General features: G+C 39.9%; 20 protein-coding genes and 1 tRNA gene. 15 read left to right on the top strand and 6 right to left on the bottom strand.

What is annotated here, in order from left to right:
• Positions 1-261 precede the first annotated feature (261 nt).
• Both CUN59_RS04410 and CUN59_RS04415 read right to left on the bottom strand, forming a co-directional pair.
• Positions 262-346: transfer RNA gene (locus tag CUN59_RS04410), tRNA-Ser, on the bottom strand.
• Between the two features lie 58 nt (positions 347-404).
• On the bottom strand, positions 405-1,334 hold the full coding sequence (locus CUN59_RS04415; protein ID WP_104386700.1) for a TIGR04168 family protein: 930 nt from the start codon (positions 1,332-1,334) through the stop codon (positions 405-407).
• Between the two features lie 150 nt (positions 1,335-1,484).
• Between CUN59_RS04415 and nadA the strand changes: the two genes are divergently transcribed.
• Positions 1,485-2,447 (top strand): quinolinate synthase NadA, encoded by a 963-nt coding sequence (gene nadA / locus CUN59_RS04420; RefSeq protein ID WP_104386701.1) that lies wholly within the window; start codon positions 1,485-1,487, stop codon positions 2,445-2,447.
• An 81-nt stretch (positions 2,448-2,528) separates the two neighbouring features.
• Here nadA and CUN59_RS04425 read toward each other — a convergent pair whose 3' ends face one another.
• Together CUN59_RS04425 and CUN59_RS04435 are read right to left on the bottom strand one after the other, a co-directional pair.
• On the bottom strand, positions 2,529-3,416 hold the full coding sequence (locus CUN59_RS04425) for a hypothetical protein (RefSeq protein WP_104386702.1): 888 nt from the start codon (positions 3,414-3,416) through the stop codon (positions 2,529-2,531).
• A gap of 718 nt (positions 3,417-4,134) precedes the next feature.
• Entirely contained in the window at positions 4,135-5,148 is a 1,014-nt protein-coding gene (locus CUN59_RS04435) for a LysR family transcriptional regulator (RefSeq protein ID WP_104386703.1), read from the bottom strand.
• Between the two features lie 220 nt (positions 5,149-5,368).
• Here CUN59_RS04435 and CUN59_RS04440 point away from each other — a divergent pair, with 220 nt between their 5' ends.
• From CUN59_RS04440 to CUN59_RS04470, 7 genes are all read left to right on the top strand, one after another.
• Positions 5,369-6,085, top strand: a complete 717-nt coding sequence (locus tag CUN59_RS04440) for an NnrU family protein (protein WP_104386704.1) — start codon at positions 5,369-5,371, stop codon at positions 6,083-6,085.
• 568 nt (positions 6,086-6,653) lie between these two features.
• On the top strand, positions 6,654-7,085 hold the full coding sequence (locus CUN59_RS04445) for a thioredoxin family protein (protein ID WP_104386705.1): 432 nt from the start codon (positions 6,654-6,656) through the stop codon (positions 7,083-7,085).
• Between the two features lie 339 nt (positions 7,086-7,424).
• On the top strand, positions 7,425-9,503 hold the full coding sequence (locus tag CUN59_RS04450; protein WP_104386706.1) for an NAD(P)H-quinone oxidoreductase subunit 5: 2,079 nt from the start codon (positions 7,425-7,427) through the stop codon (positions 9,501-9,503).
• 277 nt (positions 9,504-9,780) lie between these two features.
• Positions 9,781-10,068: a DUF4258 domain-containing protein gene (locus CUN59_RS04455; RefSeq protein WP_104386707.1), complete on the top strand. Its 288-nt coding sequence runs from the start codon at positions 9,781-9,783 to the stop codon at positions 10,066-10,068.
• Positions 10,068-10,292 carry a type II toxin-antitoxin system MqsA family antitoxin gene (locus CUN59_RS04460; RefSeq protein WP_028088659.1) on the top strand — a complete coding sequence of 75 codons (225 nt, stop codon included), beginning with the start codon at positions 10,068-10,070 and terminating at the stop codon, positions 10,290-10,292. Before CUN59_RS04455 ends, CUN59_RS04460 begins: the two co-directional genes overlap by 1 nt.
• A 252-nt stretch (positions 10,293-10,544) precedes the next feature.
• Positions 10,545-10,784 carry a hypothetical protein gene (locus CUN59_RS04465; protein WP_028088656.1) on the top strand — a complete coding sequence of 80 codons (240 nt, stop codon included), beginning with the start codon at positions 10,545-10,547 and terminating at the stop codon, positions 10,782-10,784.
• Positions 10,781-11,035 (top strand): putative toxin-antitoxin system toxin component, PIN family, encoded by a 255-nt coding sequence (locus tag CUN59_RS04470; protein WP_104386708.1) that lies wholly within the window; start codon positions 10,781-10,783, stop codon positions 11,033-11,035. Before CUN59_RS04465 ends, CUN59_RS04470 begins: the two co-directional genes overlap by 4 nt.
• On the opposite strand, the gene CUN59_RS04475 is transcribed toward CUN59_RS04470, so the two are convergent.
• Both CUN59_RS04475 and CUN59_RS21315 read right to left on the bottom strand, forming a co-directional pair.
• Positions 10,995-11,258, bottom strand: a complete 264-nt coding sequence (locus tag CUN59_RS04475) for a hypothetical protein (protein ID WP_243406868.1) — start codon at positions 11,256-11,258, stop codon at positions 10,995-10,997. The genes CUN59_RS04470 and CUN59_RS04475 overlap by 41 nt on opposite strands.
• Before the next feature lie 118 nt (positions 11,259-11,376).
• Entirely contained in the window at positions 11,377-11,520 is a 144-nt protein-coding gene (locus tag CUN59_RS21315) for a hypothetical protein (RefSeq protein WP_165790152.1), read from the bottom strand.
• 34 nt (positions 11,521-11,554) lie between these two features.
• Here CUN59_RS21315 and thrS point away from each other — a divergent pair, with 34 nt between their 5' ends.
• The 7 genes from thrS to murI all read left to right on the top strand — a co-directional run.
• Positions 11,555-13,375 (top strand): threonine--tRNA ligase, encoded by a 1,821-nt coding sequence (gene thrS, locus CUN59_RS04480; RefSeq protein ID WP_104386709.1) that lies wholly within the window; start codon positions 11,555-11,557, stop codon positions 13,373-13,375.
• Positions 13,376-13,470: 95 nt separating this feature from the next.
• A complete protein-coding gene (locus tag CUN59_RS04485; RefSeq protein ID WP_104386710.1) occupies positions 13,471-14,286 on the top strand; it encodes a thermonuclease family protein in 816 nt (271 codons plus the stop codon).
• Between the two features lie 182 nt (positions 14,287-14,468).
• The gene (locus tag CUN59_RS04490) at positions 14,469-14,804 is read left to right on the top strand and encodes a XisI protein (RefSeq protein ID WP_104386715.1); all 336 of its coding nucleotides are present in this window, start codon (positions 14,469-14,471) and stop codon (positions 14,802-14,804) included.
• 119 nt (positions 14,805-14,923) lie between these two features.
• Entirely contained in the window at positions 14,924-16,345 is a 1,422-nt protein-coding gene (locus CUN59_RS04495) for a cation:proton antiporter (RefSeq protein ID WP_104386711.1), read from the top strand.
• Positions 16,346-17,217: 872 nt separating this feature from the next.
• The gene (locus CUN59_RS04505) at positions 17,218-19,047 is read left to right on the top strand and encodes an N-acetylmuramoyl-L-alanine amidase (RefSeq protein ID WP_104386713.1); all 1,830 of its coding nucleotides are present in this window, start codon (positions 17,218-17,220) and stop codon (positions 19,045-19,047) included.
• Between the two features lie 241 nt (positions 19,048-19,288).
• Positions 19,289-21,160 carry an N-acetylmuramoyl-L-alanine amidase gene (locus CUN59_RS04510; protein WP_104386716.1) on the top strand — a complete coding sequence of 624 codons (1,872 nt, stop codon included), beginning with the start codon at positions 19,289-19,291 and terminating at the stop codon, positions 21,158-21,160.
• A 255-nt stretch (positions 21,161-21,415) separates the two neighbouring features.
• A partial coding sequence (gene murI, locus CUN59_RS04515; RefSeq protein ID WP_104386714.1) for a glutamate racemase occupies positions 21,416-22,059 on the top strand: 644 nt, incomplete at its 3' end.

The following is a 22,059-nucleotide window of genomic DNA, read 5'->3' on the forward strand; positions in this document are numbered from 1 at the left end:
TTAATAAATCGCCAAAACCCTTTAGGACTTACGCAAGATGTAACTGCAACCCTGATTATTTCGTAGGGGTAATTCATGTAGCTTGCTTCCCGAAGGGTATTACCCCTACTTTCGTTCTATTTTGCGTAAGTCCTGACCCTTTTTAAATAAAGGTTTCAAATTTTGCGTCGCCTAGAGTCATGGAAGAGGGTTACAGCAGATTGTTAAATCAAACTATCGCGCTCTTTTCTACGCTTCTGCGTGAGATAAAAATTAAAAAAACGGAGAGGGGGAGATTCGAACTCCCGGAAGCTTTCACCTCACCTGATTTCAAGTCAGGCGCATTCGACCACTCTGCCACCTCTCCAAATTACTTGTCAGAATTGTGAAATCCAAAAACTGACAAATAACATCATAACATATAATTACAGAATTGGCACTACTGAAGATAAAGAATTATAAAAAATTTCCTCAGTAACCACCTGGAAGTCTTTACCCACCCAAACTAAGGCAGCTTTTGTTACCTCCCCATCTTCTAGATCAACTAGAGAAAAATTCCGTAACTTGATGCCATTTTCCTCAATAATTCGGGGGACAGTGGCAGCATTTAAGTAAATTGTTCCCTCTGGACTTCTAAACACCGCCTTTCTTTCCACCTTCTTAGTATGGCGGAGTGTGCGGTGCATATGACCAAAGGTGACGAGAGAAACATTTTTCTTGAGGTTGAGACTTTGAGAAATTGCTTCCGCTAAATCAGGATCACCAAAATCACCGCCTAGAGGATGCCAATCTTTACCGCAGGGGTCTTCCGGGCGATCGCCTAAACCACTCGGTCCGTTGTGTCCTAGAAAAATAATATTGTCACAAGTAACAGTTTTTACTACTTCGACGATTTTATCTGCGGATTCTTCCAAAGTAGAGACACCATAACGTTCTTGACAAATTTCCGCAAATCTCCACTCATGACCACCCCAAGTAAAGGGACGACCACCGACGACGGTTAAATTCCACTGGGGGAAATCCAACTTACTATAACCGACGTGGGCAGATCCTAATAAATCTAGTTGTTCCTGTACTCGGTCTTCCTTCGTGCGGTCATAGGGGCATTTTTTGCGTCCCCATTCAGTGGCCGAATACCAGGCATCATGGTTGCCCATTACCGCCGCTTTAGGAATATCTAGGGAAGCGATCGCTTTTACCACTTCCACGGACTCATTCCCAAAATCACCGACAAATAGCACCAAGTCAACACCAAGCTGCTTGAGTGCTATACCGTCTTCTACTTCCCATTGATCGTGAACATCGCCAATTACAGCAATTTTGACAGGTTGTGATTGAGTTTTCTGACTGGTCATGCCACTTTAAAAAGCCGTATATCTCCAGGATATGAAAATCCACCCCATTTGGATATAAATTGCTGAGATGAATCTGCCCATATTTTTGGTAAAAACTACTATAATTAAATTCACAAGGTAATAATTTGTAATTAAAAGCAGTTACTAATTGTGTTTACAACTACACTTAATCGTCCACAACCCGATAATCTACCATTAGATTTATTTGCCGCTATTGAGGATCTAAAAACAGAACTCAATGCAGTCATATTAGCCCACTACTATCAAGATCCCGATATTCAAGATATTGCCGACTTTATTGGCGATTCCTTACAATTAGCTAGAGCCGCAGCCAATACCAAAGCCGATGTCATTGTCTTTGCTGGTGTTCACTTTATGGCAGAAACAGCCAAAATTCTCAATCCTGATAAATTGGTCTTGTTACCAGATATCAATGCCGGTTGTTCTTTAGCAGATAGTTGTCCTCCCCAAGAGTTTGCCGCATTCAAAGCCGCACACCCCGACCATTTGGTAATTTCCTATATTAACTGCTCCGCCGAAATCAAGGCCATGAGCGATATTATTTGTACCAGTTCCAACGCTGTGAAAATTGTCCAGCAAATACCTCCAAAACAGCCGATTATTTTCGCACCGGATCGCAACTTGGGACGCTATGTAATCCAACAAACCGGACGGGATATGCTGTTATGGCAAGGTAGCTGTATTGTCCATGAGACTTTTTCCGAAAAGAAAATAGTGCAGTTAAAAATTACACATCCCCAAGCGGAGGCGATCGCTCACCCCGAATGTGAAACCAGCGTCTTACGCCATGCTAGTTATATTGGCTCTACAGCCGCCTTACTCAATTATTGTCAAACCAGCCCTAGCCAAGAATTCATTGTAGCTACAGAGCCAGGAATCATTCACCAGATGCAAAAACTAGCACCAGGTAAACACTTTATTCCCGCACCTCCCCAAAGTGATTGCAACTGTAATGAATGTCCATTTATGCGGTTAAATACCCTAGAAAAATTGTATTTAGCCATGAAAAACCGCACCCCAGAAATTACCTTGCCAGAAGAAACCCGCATAGCCGCACTGCGACCCATGCAACGAATGTTGGAAATGAGTTAGGAGGCAGGGGAGCAGAGGGGGCAGTAGGGGCGAACGGCCATTCGCCCCTACAACTATAGTTTTGTCTATCAAATATTCAGTTTAGGATCGACTTTTCTCCGCTTCTTTTTGGGCGGCTTCACTAAACTTTTTATACAACTTCATTCTAATCTGTGCTTCTTGATAGCGTCCGTGACTAGGTGACACCTGACTCATTAAATCAGAAGCCCGTTGCCAAGTCGCAGCTAATTCCAACCACTGAGTTGAATTCATCGCCGTTCTACTCGCAGCAGTGGCTTGGTTAGCCAGTCGCACAGAGGCATAAAATGGATCATCCGATGGAGTAGAAACAGTTTGGCTACCAGAACTATTTAATGATTCTGGCTGTTTTCGGTGAGCTGTTGGGGAAGATTGAGAACCTAGTGGTAAAGGATTTTTGAGGGTATTACTTAACCTAATTTCCAGGAGCAAAGCCAGTAAAATCATTGAAGATAAACCAAGGACTCCTATCAATAAAGTTTTGATCGAAATTTTCCCTTGCTCTTGATTCTTTATTAAAGATTGGGGTTGCGCTAAAACAGGCTTTCTGACTTTTTTAGTAGCTTGAGTAAAATCTGGAATCAACCGCTTCCAAAAATTTGGCTGAGTGAGGATAATTTCCTGTGACCATAGCAATTGATTTTCTGGGTCGCGGTGAATTTCCTCTAACCAGAGTAGTTGTTCTTCGCGCACAATTCGACTATTGACATTAACTCGGCGAATGTGGCGCGGGGTCAGGGACTCCAACATTTCCTGAATTTTTGGTACTAAAATAGATTGCTCCAGTTGTTCCAAGGTAGCTGCTTCACACAAAAGTTCTAATACACCATCGGCAAAAACGGCTCTAGTTCTAACGCCAGACAAAACTAGGTTTTCGTTTAAGACTTGAATAATAGCGGCAACGCTGCCCTGGCGGGCTTGCCAAATGATATCATTTATCCGATCTGCCATGTGATTTTTACTAATAGCTATTACAGACCTGTGAATTAACTTAACCTAAATTTATAGTTATCTGAATTTAAGCTGGTAATTGATAATTGGTAACTGGTAATTGATAATAATAAATTGGTCAATAATATTACCTCTTAAATCTACAGAAAAGATATTGGTAAATATAGGACTCCGCCATAATTTCTGAAAAATACACCAGAATTAAGGAGTCAAAATTCAGGATTCTTGACTGTACTGACGCTGAGTCAAAATGACACCATTGCGTTAACTTCGTGTAACCCTTATTATTAGAATATAAGATCATCTAACCCAGGTAGTGCAAAATTTTTGGGGTACTGTTTTTAGTATTTTGATATTATCTAAATTAATAAAGTGATTTTTGGGACGTTGACAGTAAGGACGAGAGCAATAGACTTCCATATTATTTGTTAGTCAGTAATCATAAGTCACCAGCCATTAGCAATTTATCGTTAACTAGGGTTTGCTGAAAAAGTCTTTTCGTGAGGGCTAGGAGTCACCGAGTCACCGAGTCACCGAGGAAGAATTAGGAGGAGATAAGAATAGTCTCGAATCTGAGAAAGTGATAGGTTTTTAATGGTTTCAATGCTTATTCCTTGCACCTAATTCACTTTTTTAAGCCTGAAACTCTTAATATATCTAGGTTTTTGGTTTATTCAGCAAGCCCTAACTAATGACTTTTGACTAATAATAAAAGAACTTAACTTTCATTAGCAGAGTTAGGCATTGCTACATCCAGTGTAGTTATTGGTAGATTCATTTTGGCAATTTTCAACATATCCTGAGTCCAATTAGGATTAGCAAACTGAGGTAATATCTCTTGGCTAAAGGCTTCTGCTGCTTTAGATCTATAGCGGTTGGGGTTAAAAATTAACCAAAGTGTTCGTTTGACAACAACGCCTTCGATGGGCATACAGTGAAGAACGCCCATTTGTAATTCTTTAGCGATCGCTGAAGTTGAGACAAAGGCCGCCCCTAGACCCGACTGCACAGCATTTTTAATAGCTTCAATGGAATTTAGTTCCATTTCAAACTTAAAGCGCCGGGTATCAATATCACAGCGAGCCAGAACTTGATCAATGACTTTGCGGATAGTTGATTGGGAGTCTAGAGCTATAAATTGTAATTTATATAGGTCTTCTTTTTGAATTGTTTCTAATTTGGTGAAGGGATGGGACGTAGGTAAAATCAGCGCCAATTCATCCTCAGCATAGGGAACAGTTTCTAAAGATTCCGCTAATTCGGCGGGAATTTCACCGCCAATAATTGCCAGATCAACCTGACCATTGGATACACTCCAAGCCGTGCGCCGGGTGGAATGGACGTGCAATTGCACGGCTACATCTGGATATTTTTGCCGGAATAAACCGATCATTTTCGGCAACAGATAAGTACCAGTGGTTTGGGATGCACCGACAATTAATGTCCCACCCTGAAGATTTTGCAGGTCTTCAATAGCGCGACAGGTTTCCTGGCACAAACTGAGGATTTTTTCCCCATAGTTGAGGAGGAGATGCCCAGCTTCAGTTAATTGAGCGCGACGGCCTCCTCTATCGAATAGAGGAACATCCAGTTGCCGTTCCAGGTTTTGAACTTGCAAACTGACAGCCGGTTGGGAGACGTAAAGGCTATCAGCAGCACGTTTAAAACTCCCTTCTTGGGCGATCGCTTTGAGAATACGTAACTGATCTAATGTAAAAGGAAGGTCAGACATAAGACTTAACCTAGAAACGGGGAAAGAGAAACTTTAAAAATAAATCAAGGGAATAGCTTTGTGACTAAAAATGATTTAGGCGCAAGGTCTATTTGAAGAACTATCTAAAAGACATACCACAACATCTTGACAAAAATTATCCTGTGTATAATCTGTTAAAAGTCAAGATGTTTACCTATAGTAGCCTCTTGGCATTGGAATTTTGTATTGAGTTGTATCTATGATCCCCAATCCTTGGTTTACCTCCAGTCATTTTGTCATGCTAGGGTTACAGTTAATTTTTGCGATCGCTCATAGCGGCGGGGCTGCTTTGCGTCCTTGGGCGGAAAAATATATTGGACCAAGACTTTATCGCATCATTTTTGCCTTAATTAGCCTACCCTTAGCAGCGCTATTAATTATCTACTTTTTTAATCACCGTTATGATGGCTGGCAACTTTGGCAGGTACAAAGTATACCAGGCGTGGGAACATTAGTTTGGGTACTATCAGCGATATCTTTTTTCTTTTTATATCCTGCTACCTTCAATCTACTAGAAATTGCGGCTATTCAAAAGCCCCAAGTTCACCTTTATGAAACAGGTATTATCCGTATTACCCGTCATCCGCAAATGGTAGGACAGGTAATTTGGTGTGTGGCTCATACCCTGTGGTTAGGTACTAGCTTTACCCTTGTTACCTCTATCGGTTTAGTATTACATCACCTGTTTGGAGTATGGCATGGCGATCGCCGTTTAAGCCAACGCTATGGAGAAGCTTTTGCACTAGTCAAACAACGGACTTCCATTATTCCCTTTCAAGCAATGATTGATGGCCGTCAATCCCTAAACTGGCAAGAATTTCTGCGTCCTGCTTATTTAGGGGTTGCTATTTTCATCGGTTTATTATGGTGGTCTCACCCCTTGTTATTAACCGCAACAAGTAGGATAATGTGGTAGTTTAGTCTGATCCCCAAGATCAACAAAAAATATCAATTTAATAAAACTTTGTGCTGATCACTTGCTACCAAAACAATGTACGATAAACTCAACCATCTATCATCGGACTATCTTCCAACCTGAGAGAAGAAAATAATTTCTCCATCAAGCTATAGGTATAACTTACGCACTTAGATTCACAAGTAGTTATCTATATTGGTGGATACAAAAAACGACAGCATTCAATCTTCAGCAGTCAGCCATAGACCCAAAACACAAATACCAGCTTGTAAATTTCTCTCATGAACAATGATGGAATTAGGCAAAATTGTGATTTTAGGACAAACCTATCTATAGATAAAAGCTGATTACTGATAGCTGAATGCTTAATTTCTCCAGACTATTAGTCACAAGTAATTGGGATTTGAAATGTCAAAAAGCCAGCGCGACATACACGGTGGCTCTTTTGTCAGCAGGAAAACATCAAAATCCTCAATCAAAAATCTAAAACTCAAAGTGGTATAACTTGCCAATTTGCTCCTGCTGACAGCTAATTTTGATATAAAAACCTTATAATCCAAGAGGTGTCATGGTGTTGTCGGTTAGTGAACGGACATTTATTCAAGAAGTTTTAGAATCTCCAGTTCCCGTTTTAGTTAATTTTGAAGCACCTTGGTGTAGTCTTTGCCGCATCATTCACCCACTGTTACTGCAATTTCAAAACCAATGTAGTGATGAAATTAAGCTAGTAGGAGTTAATGCTGATCAAAATTTCAAGCTTTCAAATACTTATAGACTGACATCATTACCAACTTTGCTGTTGATAGAAAAAGGTATTGTTAAACAAAGGCTAGAGGGTTTTCGCAGTCGAGATGACCTACGGTTAGCCTTAGAAGCAATTAAACTTACCTATACAAGTCACGAGAAAATAGATATACCAGGAGTCAGGAGTCAGGAGTCAGGAGTCACCGAGTCAGGAGTCAGGAGTCACCAAGTCAGGAGTCACCGAGTCAGGAGTTAAGGAGAGCAGGGCAGCAGGGGAGAAGATTTTTTCTGCTGACAAATGACAACTAAACAAATATAAAACCATGATTAACACTACACCCAAAGGGTATAGGGTAGGGTATTTTATCCTCAAGGGTGTGTGTCACAATTATGAGCAGTTCTGAAAATTTTCAGTTAACTGAAGTTTGAAGCGGGAAAATTCAAGCTAACTTGAAGGTATTGGGCTATCAGAAGCAGTGGAGATTAGTAAATAATTTCTAGTCCTTAATCCCAAATACAAACCCTCACCCCATTGAATTTTCATTTTTTCATCGTCTCATTTGTTTGTACAGAATTCTAAAAGTAGGCGTTAGTGATGGAAGTAATCTATCAGTATGCCTGGCTGATTCCAGTATTACCTCTCTTGGGAGCAATGCTAGTCGGTCTAGGGCTAATCTCGATAAATCAGGTGACAAATCGCCTGCGACAATTAAATGCTGTAGTCATTATCTCCCTCATGGGAGCTTCTATGGCACTGTCTTTGGCCTTGCTGTGGAGTCAATTTCAAGGCCATGCGCCTTATCTTTGGACATTGGAATGGGCAGCAGCAGGTAATTTTCATCTGACGATGGGCTACACTATTGACCACTTGACAGCCCTAATGCTGGTAATTGTCACAACAGTAGCTGTTTTGGTGATGATTTACACCGATGGCTATATGGCGCATGACCCAGGTTACGTGCGGTTTTACGCCTATCTCAGTTTGTTTGGCTCTTCAATGTTGGGTCTGGTGGTCAGCCCCAATTTAGTACAAGTTTACATTTTCTGGGAATTGGTGGGGATGTGTTCCTACCTCCTGGTTGGCTTTTGGTATGACCGCAAAGCGGCGGCGGATGCTTGTCAAAAGGCATTTGTGACAAACAGAGTGGGTGACTTCGGGTTACTATTGGGGATTTTGGGGCTGTTCTGGGCCACAGGCAGCTTTGATTTTATGGTTATGGGCGATCGCCTATCCAACCTAGTAGAAACCGGTTCTATTAGCAATTTCCTGGCCATTCTGTTGGCAATTCTCGTCTTCCTGGGACCCGTTGCTAAATCTGCCCAATTCCCCCTCCATGTTTGGCTACCAGACGCAATGGAAGGTCCCACACCCATTTCCGCCCTGATCCACGCAGCGACAATGGTGGCGGCGGGTGTATTCCTCATTGCCCGAATGTATCCAGTGTTTGAAAATGTCCCAGCAGCAATGAATGTAATTGCTTTTACCGGTGCATTTACGGCGTTTTTGGGGGCAACTATCGCCATTACCCAAAATGACATTAAAAAGGGTTTGGCTTATTCCACCATTTCCCAACTTGGTTACATGGTGATGGCTATGGGTGTGGGTGCTTACAGTGCGGGATTATTTCACCTCATGACCCACGCTTATTTTAAAGCAATGTTATTCTTGGGTTCTGGTTCGGTAATTCATGGTATGGAAGCAGTTGTTGGTCATGATCCTGTATTAGCGCAAGATATGCGTTTAATGGGCGGACTGCGGAAATATATGCCCGTGACCGGCTTCACATTTTTGATTGGTTGCTTGGCCATTGCGGGGATTCCTCCCTTTGCTGGTTTCTGGTCAAAAGATGAAATTCTCGGCGCTGCTTTTGCTGCTAACCCTTTCCTGTGGTTTATTGGTTGGCTAACAGCAGGAATTACAGCTTTTTATATGTTTAGAATGTATTTCTCAACATTTGAAGGTAAATTCCGGGGCAATGACGAGAAAATCAAAACCCAACTCAAAAATGCGGCTGCTGCTTTGGCTGAAAAATCAGGGACAGCCGAACTAGCTCCTAATTTTGGTCCTGGGGCGATGAAAAAGGGAGAATTAGAAAGTCACTCCCATGACTCCCACAGCCATGAGCCTCATGAGTCTCCTTGGACGATGAGTTTACCATTGGTGGTTTTGGCTATTCCTTCCATGTTGATTGGTTTGGTGGGTACTCCCTACGCCAATTATTTTGAGCAGTTTATCTTTCCTCCTAGCGAAACTTTAGGGTCAGTTATGGAAAAGGCGGCGGAATTTGACCCCCATGAGTTTTATGTGATGGCGGGTAGTTCTGTGGTGGTTTCTGTGATTGGGATTACTTTGGCGGTGCTGATGTATTTGGCTCGCAAAATTGATCCTAGTGCGATCGCTAAAAACATTCAACCGCTATACGATCTATCTTTGAACAAGTGGTACTTTGATGATATTTATCATCGTGTGTTTGTTCTCGGTTTGCGTCGTGTGGCTAGACAAGTTATGGAAGTTGATTTCCGCGTTGTTGACGGCGCTGTTAATCTCACGGGTTTCTTTACTCTTGTCAGTGGTGAAGGTTTGAAATACCTGGAAAGCGGTCGGGTTCAATTCTATGCCTTGATCGTTTTTGGGGCTGTTTTGGGCTTGGTGATCGTTTTTGGTGTTACCTAATTTTAATGGGGGCGGTTTGTCCGCCCCTGGACTGTTTTTTAACAGAGAATATACTAGCTTCTGCTTGAGGAAAATTCTACAATCATTAGTTTCAGAGCAGACTAACTAATTAAATACCTTGCACAAAATTAATAAATCCATTAATTTATCTTCTATCATCCGCGTCTATCTGCGTTCAATTATTATTGATATATCAACCATCCTGTAAATCCTGTAATCCTGGACATCCTGATTCAGACAAAATAAGTTATCATTAATTAAGATTACAAAATAATTCATGTATTGTCAAAATATAAACTTCTCACGTCATGCTATCCAACAAATGTTTTATCGTCGCATTAGTAAAAAAGAAGTAGAAACTGTAATTGCTTATGGACAAATAATAGAAGAAAATCCTGATGATACACCATACCCCAGTTATTTAATATTAGATTTTGTAGAAGGTAAACCGATTCATGTTGTATTTTCCTATGATGAAGCTACAGATACAGGATATGTGGTAACAGCTTATATTCCTGATGCTAATATTTGGTTAGATGGTTTTACAACTAGGAGACAAAAATAATGAAATGCGTAATTTGTAAACATGGAGAAACTAAACCCGGTTTAGTCACTGTCACCTTAGAAAGAGATGAATGTATTATTGTCTTAAAAAAAGTTCCCGCAGAAATTTGTGATAACTGTGGTGAATATTATTTAAGTGATGCAGTTACCGAACAAGTTTTAGACAAAGCAGAATTAGCAATTACTAAAGGAGCAGAATTAGAAATTATTAGATATGCAGCTTAAATTTTTAAAATATATGACTACTCAAATTAATGCTCCTCCTGCTGTTGATTATGCACCTTGAGGAATTACAAGGGGAATTAATAGCTATGCAAGAATTAACGATTGAGGAATTATTAAATATTACCTAATGATTAATGATGGATATTTTTTGGGTTTTTTATTTCGCGCAATCTCTCTTAGAGATCCCGAAGGGTAGACGCAAAGTAAGAAAAGTATCATAAAATATATGTAGGACAAATAGCAGAATAAATTATGAATGCTTACAAGACTTATATCACCATTGAAAACCCTAAGCAGGTGGTTTTGTCTGATTTACCTTTTCAGGTTGGACAGCGTGTGGAGATTATTGTTTTAGCTGAAGATAACCCGCAGGATACAATTAGTAATAAATTGCGGAATTTATTTGATAAAACTCAGGCTATTCCTGGTGTGGAACAGGTTACAGATGAGGAAATAGCGGCAGAAATTGAAGCTTATCGGCGTGGGGAATGAAATTTATTATTGATACTAATGTTTTAGTTTCTGCTATTCTCAAGGGGAGAGAACCAAGGGAAGTTATTCAATTTGTTGTGGATAGTCCTAATTGTGAGTGGGTTGTTTCTGAGGAAATTTTAGCAGAGTATCAGGATGTATTAAGTCGGAAGAAGTTTAAGTTGACTGATGAAGTCAGAAAAGAATGGTTAGATATTATAGATTTGGTGACTACATTAGTTGATGTTCGGGTAACAATAGATTACTATTAACTTTCCCATGACGCTCATCTTGAACTTTTCCAATACGATAACCTTTCAGGGGACAAATTTTTGCAGCTTGACGGCCTAAGCTGTTTGCATCTCGTTCAAAAACTTTAATCCGATTCAGATTACAGTAACCACGAACAGTGCTGTAATCAGATGCTCCACTTAAAGCATCAAATTTTATTTCTAATACCTCTGTACGTTGTTTATGTTCACTTATATCAGCCACACCCTACTGTCTGAATCAGGATTTCCAGGATTTAAAGATGTTCAAGATGAATAAAAAACTCATCCTTAGAACCTGAAATATCCCCAGATAAATATTCATAAAAAATCCTGCTAATCCTCTAATCCTGGGTATCCTGATTCTGACCAGGTGAGAGAATACTTTCCCCACCTCCCCATTTAGTTTTGCCAGAGGTCTGTGCTTGGGATAAATTAGGAGAATCCATAGTTGGTGGCTTATCATCTGTAAAGATATTTTTTATCAACTTTATTTTTAACACTTCGCCTAAATAACAGCCGATGTCGCCAAATCAAGTAACCCAACCACCAGAGAAAATCTATTTACCCCGTACCAGCGAGTCAGAAACATTAAAAAAGATTCGCCATACTGCTTCCCACGTCATGGCCATGGCCGTACAAAAGCTGTTTCCCAAGGCGCAAGTTACCATTGGTCCGTGGATTGAAAATGGTTTTTATTATGACTTCGATAGTCCAGAACCCTTTAGCGATAAGGATTTAAAAGCCATCCAAAAAGAGATGGTGAAAATTATTAACCGCAAACTGCCAGTTATTCGGGAAGAAGTCAGCCGCGAGGAAGCAAAAAAGAGAATTGAAGCAATCAATGAACCTTATAAACTAGAAATTCTTGCAGATATTAAACAAGAACCCATTACCATTTATCATTTAGGTGAAGAATGGTGGGATTTGTGCGCTGGGCCCCACCTGGAAAACACCAGGGAAATCAACCCCAAAGCCATAGAATTAGAAAGCGTAGCTGGTGCTTATTGGCGCGGAGATGAAACCAAAGCCCAATTACAGCGTATTTATGCTACCGCTTGGGAAACTCCCGAACAGTTAGCAGAACATAAACGCCGCAAAGAAGAAGCATTAAGACGTGACCATCGCAAACTGGGTAAAGAATTAGGTTTATTTGTTTTCTCCGACTCTGTAGGTCCTGGTTTACCGCTTTGGACTCCCAAGGGTACTTTATTACGAAGCATTTTAGAAGACTTCCTAAAAAAAGAACAATTAAAACGGGGTTACTTACCTGTTGTTAGTCCCCATATTGCCAGAGTTGATTTATTTAAAACATCGGGACATTGGCAAAAATACAAGGAAGATATGTTTCCTTTAATGGCTGAAGATGAGGAAGCAAAAGCTATGGAACAGGGTTTTGTTCTCAAACCGATGAACTGCCCATTTCATATTCAAATATACAAGAGTGAATTACGATCCTATCGAGAATTACCGATGCGATTGGCAGAATTTGGCACAGTTTACCGCTATGAAAAATCTGGAGAATTAGGAGGTTTAACTAGAGTTCGTGGTTTTACTGTTGATGATTCTCACTTGTTTGTCACTCCTGAACAATTAGATCAGGAATTTCTCAATGTTGTAGATTTAATTTTGACTGTATTTAGAAGTCTACAACTCAAGAATTTTAAAGCGAGATTGAGCTTCCGTGATCCAGCCAGTGATAAATATATTGGTGGGGATGAAGTTTGGGATAAAGCAGAAGGTGCGATTCGTCGCGCTGTGCAACAATTGGGAATGGATCATTTTGAAGGTATTGGGGAAGCGGCTTTTTATGGTCCAAAACTGGATTTTATCTTCAGTGATGCGTTAGATAGAGAATGGCAATTAGGAACGGTGCAGGTAGATTATAATTTACCTGAACGCTTTGATTTAGAATATGTGGCTGAGGACGGTGCGCGTAAACGTCCGGTAATGATTCACCGCGCACCCTTTGGATCTTTAGAAAGATTAATAGGGATTTTAATTGAAGAGTATGCGGGTGATTTTCCCCTGTGGTTAGCACCAATACAAATCAGATTATTACCTGTGGGTGATCTGCAATTAGACTTTACCAAAGAAGTGGCTGGGAAAATGGTGGCTTTGGGAATTCGTGCAGAAGTTGATTTAAGTGGCGATCGCCTGGGTAAATTGATTCGCAACGCCGAAAAAGATAAAATACCCGTGATGGCCGTAGTAGGTGCGAAGGAAGTAGAAACCAATTCTTTAAGTATTCGTACCCGCGCTTCTGGGGAATTGGGAGCGATATCTGTAGGTGAAGTTGTGAGTAAAATACAGGAAGCAATTTCTAATTTTAGCAATTTCTAAAACTTCTAAAAAACCAGGCTGGGTAATTCCCAGCCTATAAAATTCAGATATCAATAATTAATGGAGATGGCTTACTCATCAATCTTGACGAGAAAATGCTGAATATTCGTTTAGCTTATATAGATGCTCCCGAATATAATCAAGAGTATGGGTTAAACTCAAAAAACTGGCTAGAAAATCTATTTTTAAACACATCTTCTGTAGTAAATTTCAGAATAATTGATTTTGACGAAAAACACAAGCGAACTATAGCTGATGTTTTCATAAATGGTTATTCATTAAGCTGGTTGATGGTAGTAACAGGTAATGCTTGGGCTTATTATGATTTTCTGACTGATGAAATAGAACCGTGTTATTTAGAGGCTCAATACTTTGCTAGAAAATATAGATTAGGGTTATGGACTAACAACTTGTTTTCTACTCCACCTTGGATTTATAGAGCAGAAGAAAAGGGAGCAAAAATTAGTCTTCCTATAGAACCTAATCATACAATAATAGCATTACTTGAATCGGGATTAGAAAAAAATGAAAATATTAAAGAGGAAACTATAGCAAGAACTAATCAGAGTCAACATAATTATACTTACTGTCCAATGCGATATTATGAACAGGTTTACATAGATCAAATAAAATATGCCGACATAATGTTTAGTGGTGTCAATTGGGACATAAAAACTGGCTATAATGGTTTAGAAGGAGACGAAGTGAACATACCTTTCTTTCAACTGGCATTTAAAGCATCTCAAGGTGATGACGAAGCAGCTTATAACTTTGAGTCTTGGAAGAGAGGTTTATATAAAGCTATTGGTAAAGTACATCTACCAGGAGATTTTGAAAAAAGACTAACCCAAGAATGGGTAGATGCTTTTATTATTAGAGTAGAAAATTGGATTAATGAAACTTGTATGTGATAGAATTTCACCAACCTACAAATTTTGTGAATATTATCATCTGAATTTTGGAGTAACAAATGTTAAATCTTGAGTATCTTACCAATGCAGAAGGTAATAAAATTGCTGTGGTAATTCCTATTGATATTTGGAGAAAGTTACTACCAACAGAGGATACTTCTGAAGTTGAATTAACTGAAGCAATGGATAGAATAGAAACTTACAGAAATATGATTCGCAATGCCCTTAAATCTTATCTCGATATTTCCTATGCTAATGCTAATATCCGTAATCGAGCAGCATTTGATTCAGAAAGCGACCAATATTTGATTATTTCTGAAGGTTGGGCAGAAAAAAAACACTTACATAGTTGTTTAATTCATATTGAGATAATTAACGGTAAAGTTTGGATTCAATGTGATAATACAGAATATGGTGTTGCTAATGAATTAATGCAATCCGGTATTCCTAAAGAAGATATTGTTTTAGGATTTCATGAACCGAATGTTAGACAATATACAGGATTTGCAGTAGCTTAAAAATCATCACCATAAAACTATGACATAATTGCCCTCAATAGACATCATTTCTGATCTTTAGGCTAGATGATGCCAGAAAAGGTTACAAATAAAGAAAGAAAAGAATCTTTATATAATCAATGCCGTTTACCAGTGCAATCAACTTGAGTATTCCCTTATTGGCCACTGCCACAGAAACAGCAGACAGTTCTATGGTCTTAGCTGCCGTATTACTGAGTTTAGTCGTTATTTACTTTGCCAGCAAACTTGGGGGAGAATTATCCAATAAAGTCGGTTTGCCCCCTGTATTGGGCGAACTGGTGGGGGGTGTCCTTGTCGGTGTATCCGTGCTGCATTTGCTAGTATTTCCTGAAGGTGGTACAGACACTAGCAATTCTCTAATCATGTACTTCCTGCAAACTACCGCAGGCTTAACTCCAGAAGCCACTCCCCAGGTATTTGCCGCCCAGTCAGAAGTAATTTCCATTTTATCGGAATTGGGCGTGATCATCCTCCTCTTTGAAATTGGCTTGGAGTCCAACCTCAAAGACCTGATGGCCGTAGGTATTCAAGCCTTCGTAGTTGCCAGCGCGGGAGTTATAGTCCCCTTTGCCGCCGGCACAGTGGGGTTAATGACTATCTTTGGTATCAGCGCCATACCCGCAATTTTTGCTGGTGCAGCCTTAACAGCTACCAGTATTGGTATTACCTCCAAAGTCCTTTCCGAAATAGGCAGATTAAATTCCAAAGAAGGGCAAATTATTCTCGGTGCAGCCGTGATTGATGACATCCTGGGAATTATTGTTCTGGCAGTAGTTGGTAGTTTAGCTAAAGATGGTGTAGTAGATGTCGGTAACGTTATTTATCTGATCATTAGTGCCAGCGTTTTTCTCATTGGTGCGATTGTTTTAGGTAATGTATTTAATAAATCATTTGTAGCGATCGCAGATAAACTCAAAACTAGAGGCGAATTAGTCATCCCTGCCTTTATTTTCGCCTTTATCATGGCTTATTTAGCCTCCGTCATCCATTTAGAAGCCATTCTTGGTGCTTTTGCGGCAGGTTTAGTTCTGGAAGAAACCGATAAACGGAAAGAACTACAAAAGCAAGTGATCCCTATTGCTGATATGCTAGTTCCAGTCTTCTTTGTCACCGTTGGCGCAAAAACTGATTTAGGAGTCTTAAATCCAGCCATTCCCACTAATCAGGAAGGCTTAATCATGGCAATTTTCCTGATTATAGTCGCCATCATCGGTAAAGTAGTTACAGGCTTGACAGTATTTGGTCAACCAGGAATCAACCGCTTGGCTATTGGTGTGGGAATGATTCCCAGAGGTGAAGTAGGCTTAATATTTGCCGGTGTAGGTGCAGCTAGTGGTGTTCTTTCTAAACCATTAGGAGCAGCAATTATTATGATGGTTATTCTCACCACATTTATTGCTCCTCCCCTGTTAAGATTGGTATTCCCAGACTCGGACACCGCCACAAATTTAGACAATAATCTTGGAGAATCACTAGCAGCAGAACCACCACAGACTCTAATCACCACAAAAGATGATTAAAGCAGAATTCAGGAGTAAAACTGACTTTGTCTATCGGTTTCAATTTAGATTCTCTATCCTTCGGCAGTTGGACAGGCTCACTAACTACTGACACTCACGGAAGCCCGATGGATATATCTTCAATCTGTTGTAATAGGTTCCAAATCAATGTAAATTCCCAGTAGAATCAACACAACATACAGCAAAATTGGATAACTCAGGAGATTAGAGGAAACCAATCTTTTCTAATCTCCGTCTTCTTGGATAAGTTCTTAAATCTTGAAATTGCAAATTCACACAACACCCAACAAAGTAGAAAACACAATCTCATTCATAGATGACTCCTATATACTTTACAGTCAGAATTCAGATAAGGCAAAAAGATCCCCGACTTCTGTGATCAATTTATCATTTATGGACACAATCAATGAAAGAAGTCGGGGATCTGGGCATGAGCGAGTGCCATATCTGGATACTTACAATTTACACAGTTTTCCTACCTTGGTTATTTTTAGTAAGTAGGTTGGCGTTAAAAATTGTCGTTGGGGCAAGGGAACGGGTAACAGGGAACACCGAAGGGAGTTTTGGGCGATTTTACTTTTCTCGGTTCACCTACTTAGTAAACCTAATAATGATTTTGATTCTTATATTTTTTGAATACAGTTTTTATACAGTCACTACTTTGCTACAACTAATTGGAGGCGACATCCCGCCAATTTGTCTGATTAATTGACAGAGGTGGGAATTTTTCGTATATATATCTATATAATAATTGCATCTTTTATAATTAATCAATTTAGCTTAGGATGAAAAATTAAAATCTTGCCTATTACCAACTCTAATATCCTTAAAAAAAGGAACTAATTTACTCAAATTACATCAGGAGAAAAATTGTGAAATCATACTGGTTATTACCCGCTACTTTTGGCACTGTCCTCATGCTATCCTCCCCAGCGTTAGCTGCTAAATTGGAATCTTGGCGATTTGATCGCAATCAAAACCTATTAGAAATTAATACAAGTGGCGGTGTACAACCAAAAGCCCAACTCATTTTTAATCCCACGCGGTTAGTAATTGATTTACGAGGTGTACAATTCAGACGTTCCCAAATAACTCAACAAATAGGAGGAGGAATTAAAGAAATTCGTTTAGGTCAATTTGATAGACAAACCACCCGCATAGTAGTAGAATTTAATCCTGGTTATAACGTAGATCCTAAACAAATTAAATTTGTCGCTAAACAAGCTAATCGTTGGGTTGTACAATTACCAAATTTAGAAAATAATTTAAACTCATCTGTTGTTAACAACAATTTAGTTAAGATAGATCCTACAGATTCTTCAGCCAAACCAGAATTTTCCCCCATAGCTGCTAACCCCAGAGAAGCAACACAAGTAGAAAATTTACAAGTTACTAGTGATGGCTTTTTTCTGCGTACTAACGGAGCAAAACCTCAAACTAGAATCATTAGAAGCCGTGATAAAAAGTTAATTTTTTTAGATATTCTTGGTGCTACTTTAGCCCCCAATTTAAATCAGGGAAATTTAGTAGTTAATAAATATGGTGTCGAGCGTGTTGACTTTACCCAATTACGGACAAAACCAGCATCTGTTCGTCTCACATTCAAAGTAGATGAAGATGAGCCCGAATGGCGAGTTACACCCAGTAGAAATGGTTTAGTTATACTACCTTCACGGCGTAGTTTTAATTCACCAGAAAATGAGAATTTTCCCGCCACTAGAATCAATAATAGCTCTCCAGCTACCATTCAAGCTGTAGAAATTGTTGATAATGGCACAAAATTACTAATTCGTGCTGATCAACCAATATCCGCTACCAGTAGCAATTGGGATCGGAACTCTGGGTTCTTTCGCATTACTATTCCCAATGCTAAATTAGCTAATCAAGTTAAAGGCCCAGTTTTTGATACCAATAGTCCTATTCTCCGACTGCGTTTACAACCCCAACCGCCAAATACTGTAGTTATCCTAGTTCAAGTAGCATCAGGTGTTAACATAGGGGCACTCAACCAAGACGGAGATCAACTTTTATCTCTGTCACTGCAACGATATCGCCAAATTAGGCCACCCATAGGTTTACCGCCCATATTCCCACCTAACCCAGAATTACCTGATCTCAATCCCTCACAACCACAAATAAGACTGCGACGCCCAGTTCCCAAAGGTAAATTAGTAGTGATGATTGATCCTGGACATGGTGGCCAAGATCCAGGCGCAATTGGTATCGGTGGAGTCAGAGAAAAGGATATTATTCTACCGATTGGGCAAAGAGTTGCAGATATTTTAGAACTCAATGGTATCCAAGTAATTATGACTAGAGACTCTGACTACTTTGTCAGCTTACCAGGAAGAGTAGCCATGGCAGAACGGGCTAATGCGGATGTATTTGTCAGTATCCACGCTAACTCCGCAGGTGCGAATCGTCCAGAAGTTAGCGGCTTAGAAACCTATCATTATGAAAGTGGTTTAACACTAGCGCGAATTGTCCATAGTAAAATTCTGCAAAGTCTCAATGTCCGTGACAGAAACGTCAGAAAAGCCAGATTTTATGTTCTCCGCAAAACTTCTATGCCATCAATTTTAGTAGAAACAGGTTTCATAACCGGTAGAGAAGATGTTGCTAACCTGACAAATTCAACCTATCAAAATCAAATGGCAGAAGCGATCGCCCAAGGCATAATTCAGTATTTAAGATCCAGATAACCAGTAATTCTCAATACTTACTACATCATTAATCCTAGAAAAATAAATTTGTTGACAAAACCTCTTGACAAACTGGGAACACTAATAATCAATATGCTAGAATTCTACGCCATTAGTCTTATCTTACTACCAACACCAAAATCTTTTACTTGAGCAAAGTTATGGTCGTGATGGAATGAGGATTAGCCAAGATGTTGAGATATTGACAAATTCCATAAATGCAACTGGAGGAGAAAAGATTGTGAAATTACATTGGTTAATACCTAGCACTTTTGGAACAGTCATCATGCTATCTGCCCCTGCTTGGGCGGCAAAACTAGAATCTTGGCGCTTTGATCCAAATCAAAATCGGCTGGAAATTAGGACATCCAGCGCAGTCCAACCCGAAGCCAAACTTATTTTTAACCCGACTCGGTTAGTGATTGATTTACCCAATACTAAATTTGGTCGTCCACAGTTGAGTAAACAAGTTGGTGGCAAAATTCGCGTCATTCGCATCGGCCAATTTGACGAGAAAACAACCCGCCTTGTAGTTGAACTAGCTTCTGGTTATACATTAAATCCTCAGCAGATCAAATTTATTCCCAATACAGGTAAACGTTGGATAGTCGAACTCCCAGAACCAGAAATTTCTAGTGGAGAATCAGGAACAACATTATCACCTTCATCATCCGATGAATCATCGCAAACCGCACCTTCCCCCAGAAATATTTACAACGTAGTTAGAAGCAATCTAATTCCGCCATCTAGGAGACAACAACCATCCCCAGGCATAGTTCAAATTAATCAATTCCGAGTTACAGGTGATGGGTTTTTCATCAGTACCAGTGGTGGTAATCCCCAATTACAGGTTAACAGCAGTCCAGATAATCGCTCTGTCAATATTGATATCATTGGTGCAGCTTTATCACCCAATCTCCAACAACGGGATATATTAGTTAATCGCTATGGTGTCCGTCGTATTCAGTTTAGTCAATTATCCAGTCGTCCTACTGCTGTACGTATGACTTTGCAGTTAAACAGCACCAATGGTAACTGGCAAGCTGTTACTAGGGGTGAAAGTGGTTTTGTCGTCACTCCTGATCATTGGACAAGGTTATCTAATGATGATCAATCCCCCCTAGCATCAGTCAACGACTCTCCAGCGATGATTCAATCTGTAGAAGTAGGTGGCAATGGCACACAGTTACTAATTAAAGCCAATAAAGCCATCTCTGGTAACAGTAGTTGGGATAGAAACTCCGGTCTATTTCGCATCACCATTCCCCATGCTAAATTAGCCAATCAAATTCAAGGACCCACCTTTGGTGCTAATAGTCCTATTCTCAAAGTCCGTCTTCAACCCCAAGCTCCTGATACTATTGTTATTTTGCTCCAACCTGCTGCCAACGTTAAGTTTGGCATCCTTAATCAGGTTACATCTGGGTTATTAGCTCTACAACTACAACCCACATTGCGCCCTCTAGGGTCTTTGATTACACCCCCTAAACTACCTATCCCACGATTGGATAGTCCTAGTTTTACTTTAGATTCTCCCTCAACTAAACTCCAGACCCCTTTACCATTACCTAAAGGCAAAGTTCTAGTCGTGATTGATCCTGGCCATGGCGGTAAGGATTCTGGCGCTCCTGGACTGGGTGGTTTACTAGAAAAAGATGTAGTTCTGCCTATTGGCACGCAATTAGGAAAAATTTTAGAGCAAAATGGTGTGCAAACTGTTCTCACCCGTGATGCTGACTTCTTTGTAGAACTACCAGGACGAGTAGAGATAAGCAAACGTGTAAATGCTACTTTATTTGTCAGTATTCATGCTAATTCTGTAGATAACCGCCCTGATGTCAATGGATTAGAAGTTTATTATTATGACAGTGGTTATGGTTTGGCTGAAAATGTTCGCCAAGCTATTCTGGCAGATATTACTACCCTGAATAATCGAGGTACTCGTAAGGCTAGATTTTATGTACTCAGAAAAAATACTATTCCTGCTATTTTAGTAGAAACAGGCTATATGACTGGTCAAGAAGATAATCCCCGCTTGGGATCTAGAGATTATCAAAATCGCATGGCTGAAGCGATCGCCCATGGTGTTCTAAATTATTTAAAACAAAGATAATATTTGTTAGTTGTCAGTTGTTGATTGTTGTTTTCTAACCACTGACCACTGACCACTGACCACTAAACACTGGCCCCTGACCGAAAAATTTTAGATTTTGGATTTTAGATTTTGGATTGGGAATTTTTGGTACAAGTCCCGCCCCTTCAGGGCAGAATTAAAAACCCCAAGATCCACACTTGAGGGTGGAGTAAATCCAAAATCATAAATCCAAAATTGATTGACCTCTGACCAAAATCTAAATTAATATTTGCTGTGTTCTCACCTTCTATTTTTGATCATCATTTTGATACTTTCTCCCATCTAGAACCCCAACGCGCTCCTATTGGAGTCTTTGATAGTGGTGTTGGTGGTCTCACCGTACTTCGGCAAATTTATCAGCAACTTCCTAACGAATCTATTATTTATGTCGGGGATACCGCCCGTCTGCCCTATGGTATTCGTTCCCAAACAGAAATTTTACAGTTTGTCCGAGAAATCCTTCATTGGATGCAGCAGCAACGGGTGAAAATGGCAATCATGGCCTGTAACACCAGTTCTGCTTTAGCCTTGGATATCGTCCGCCAAGAATTTAATTTTCCCATTTTAGGGGTGATTTTACCAGGTGCAAAGGCCGCAGTCGAACAAGGAAAAAGGATTGGTGTCATTGCTACCCCTGCCACAGCTCAAAGCAATGCCTATCGTCAAGCTATTTTAGAAATTCAATCCAATGTCCAAGTTTGGCAAGTCAGTTGTCCTGAATTTGTCCCACTCATTGAACAAAATCGCATCCATGACCCCCACACAACAAAAATAGCTAAAACCTATCTTGAACCTTTGCTTCAGCAAGAAATAGATACTTTAGTCTATGGTTGTACCCATTATCCTCATTTGTCTCCGGTTTTGCGATCGCTCCTTCC

The sequence above is a fragment of the Cuspidothrix issatschenkoi CHARLIE-1 genome (genome assembly GCF_002934005.1).
GTDB classification, from domain to species: domain Bacteria; phylum Cyanobacteriota; class Cyanobacteriia; order Cyanobacteriales; family Nostocaceae; genus Cuspidothrix; species Cuspidothrix issatschenkoi.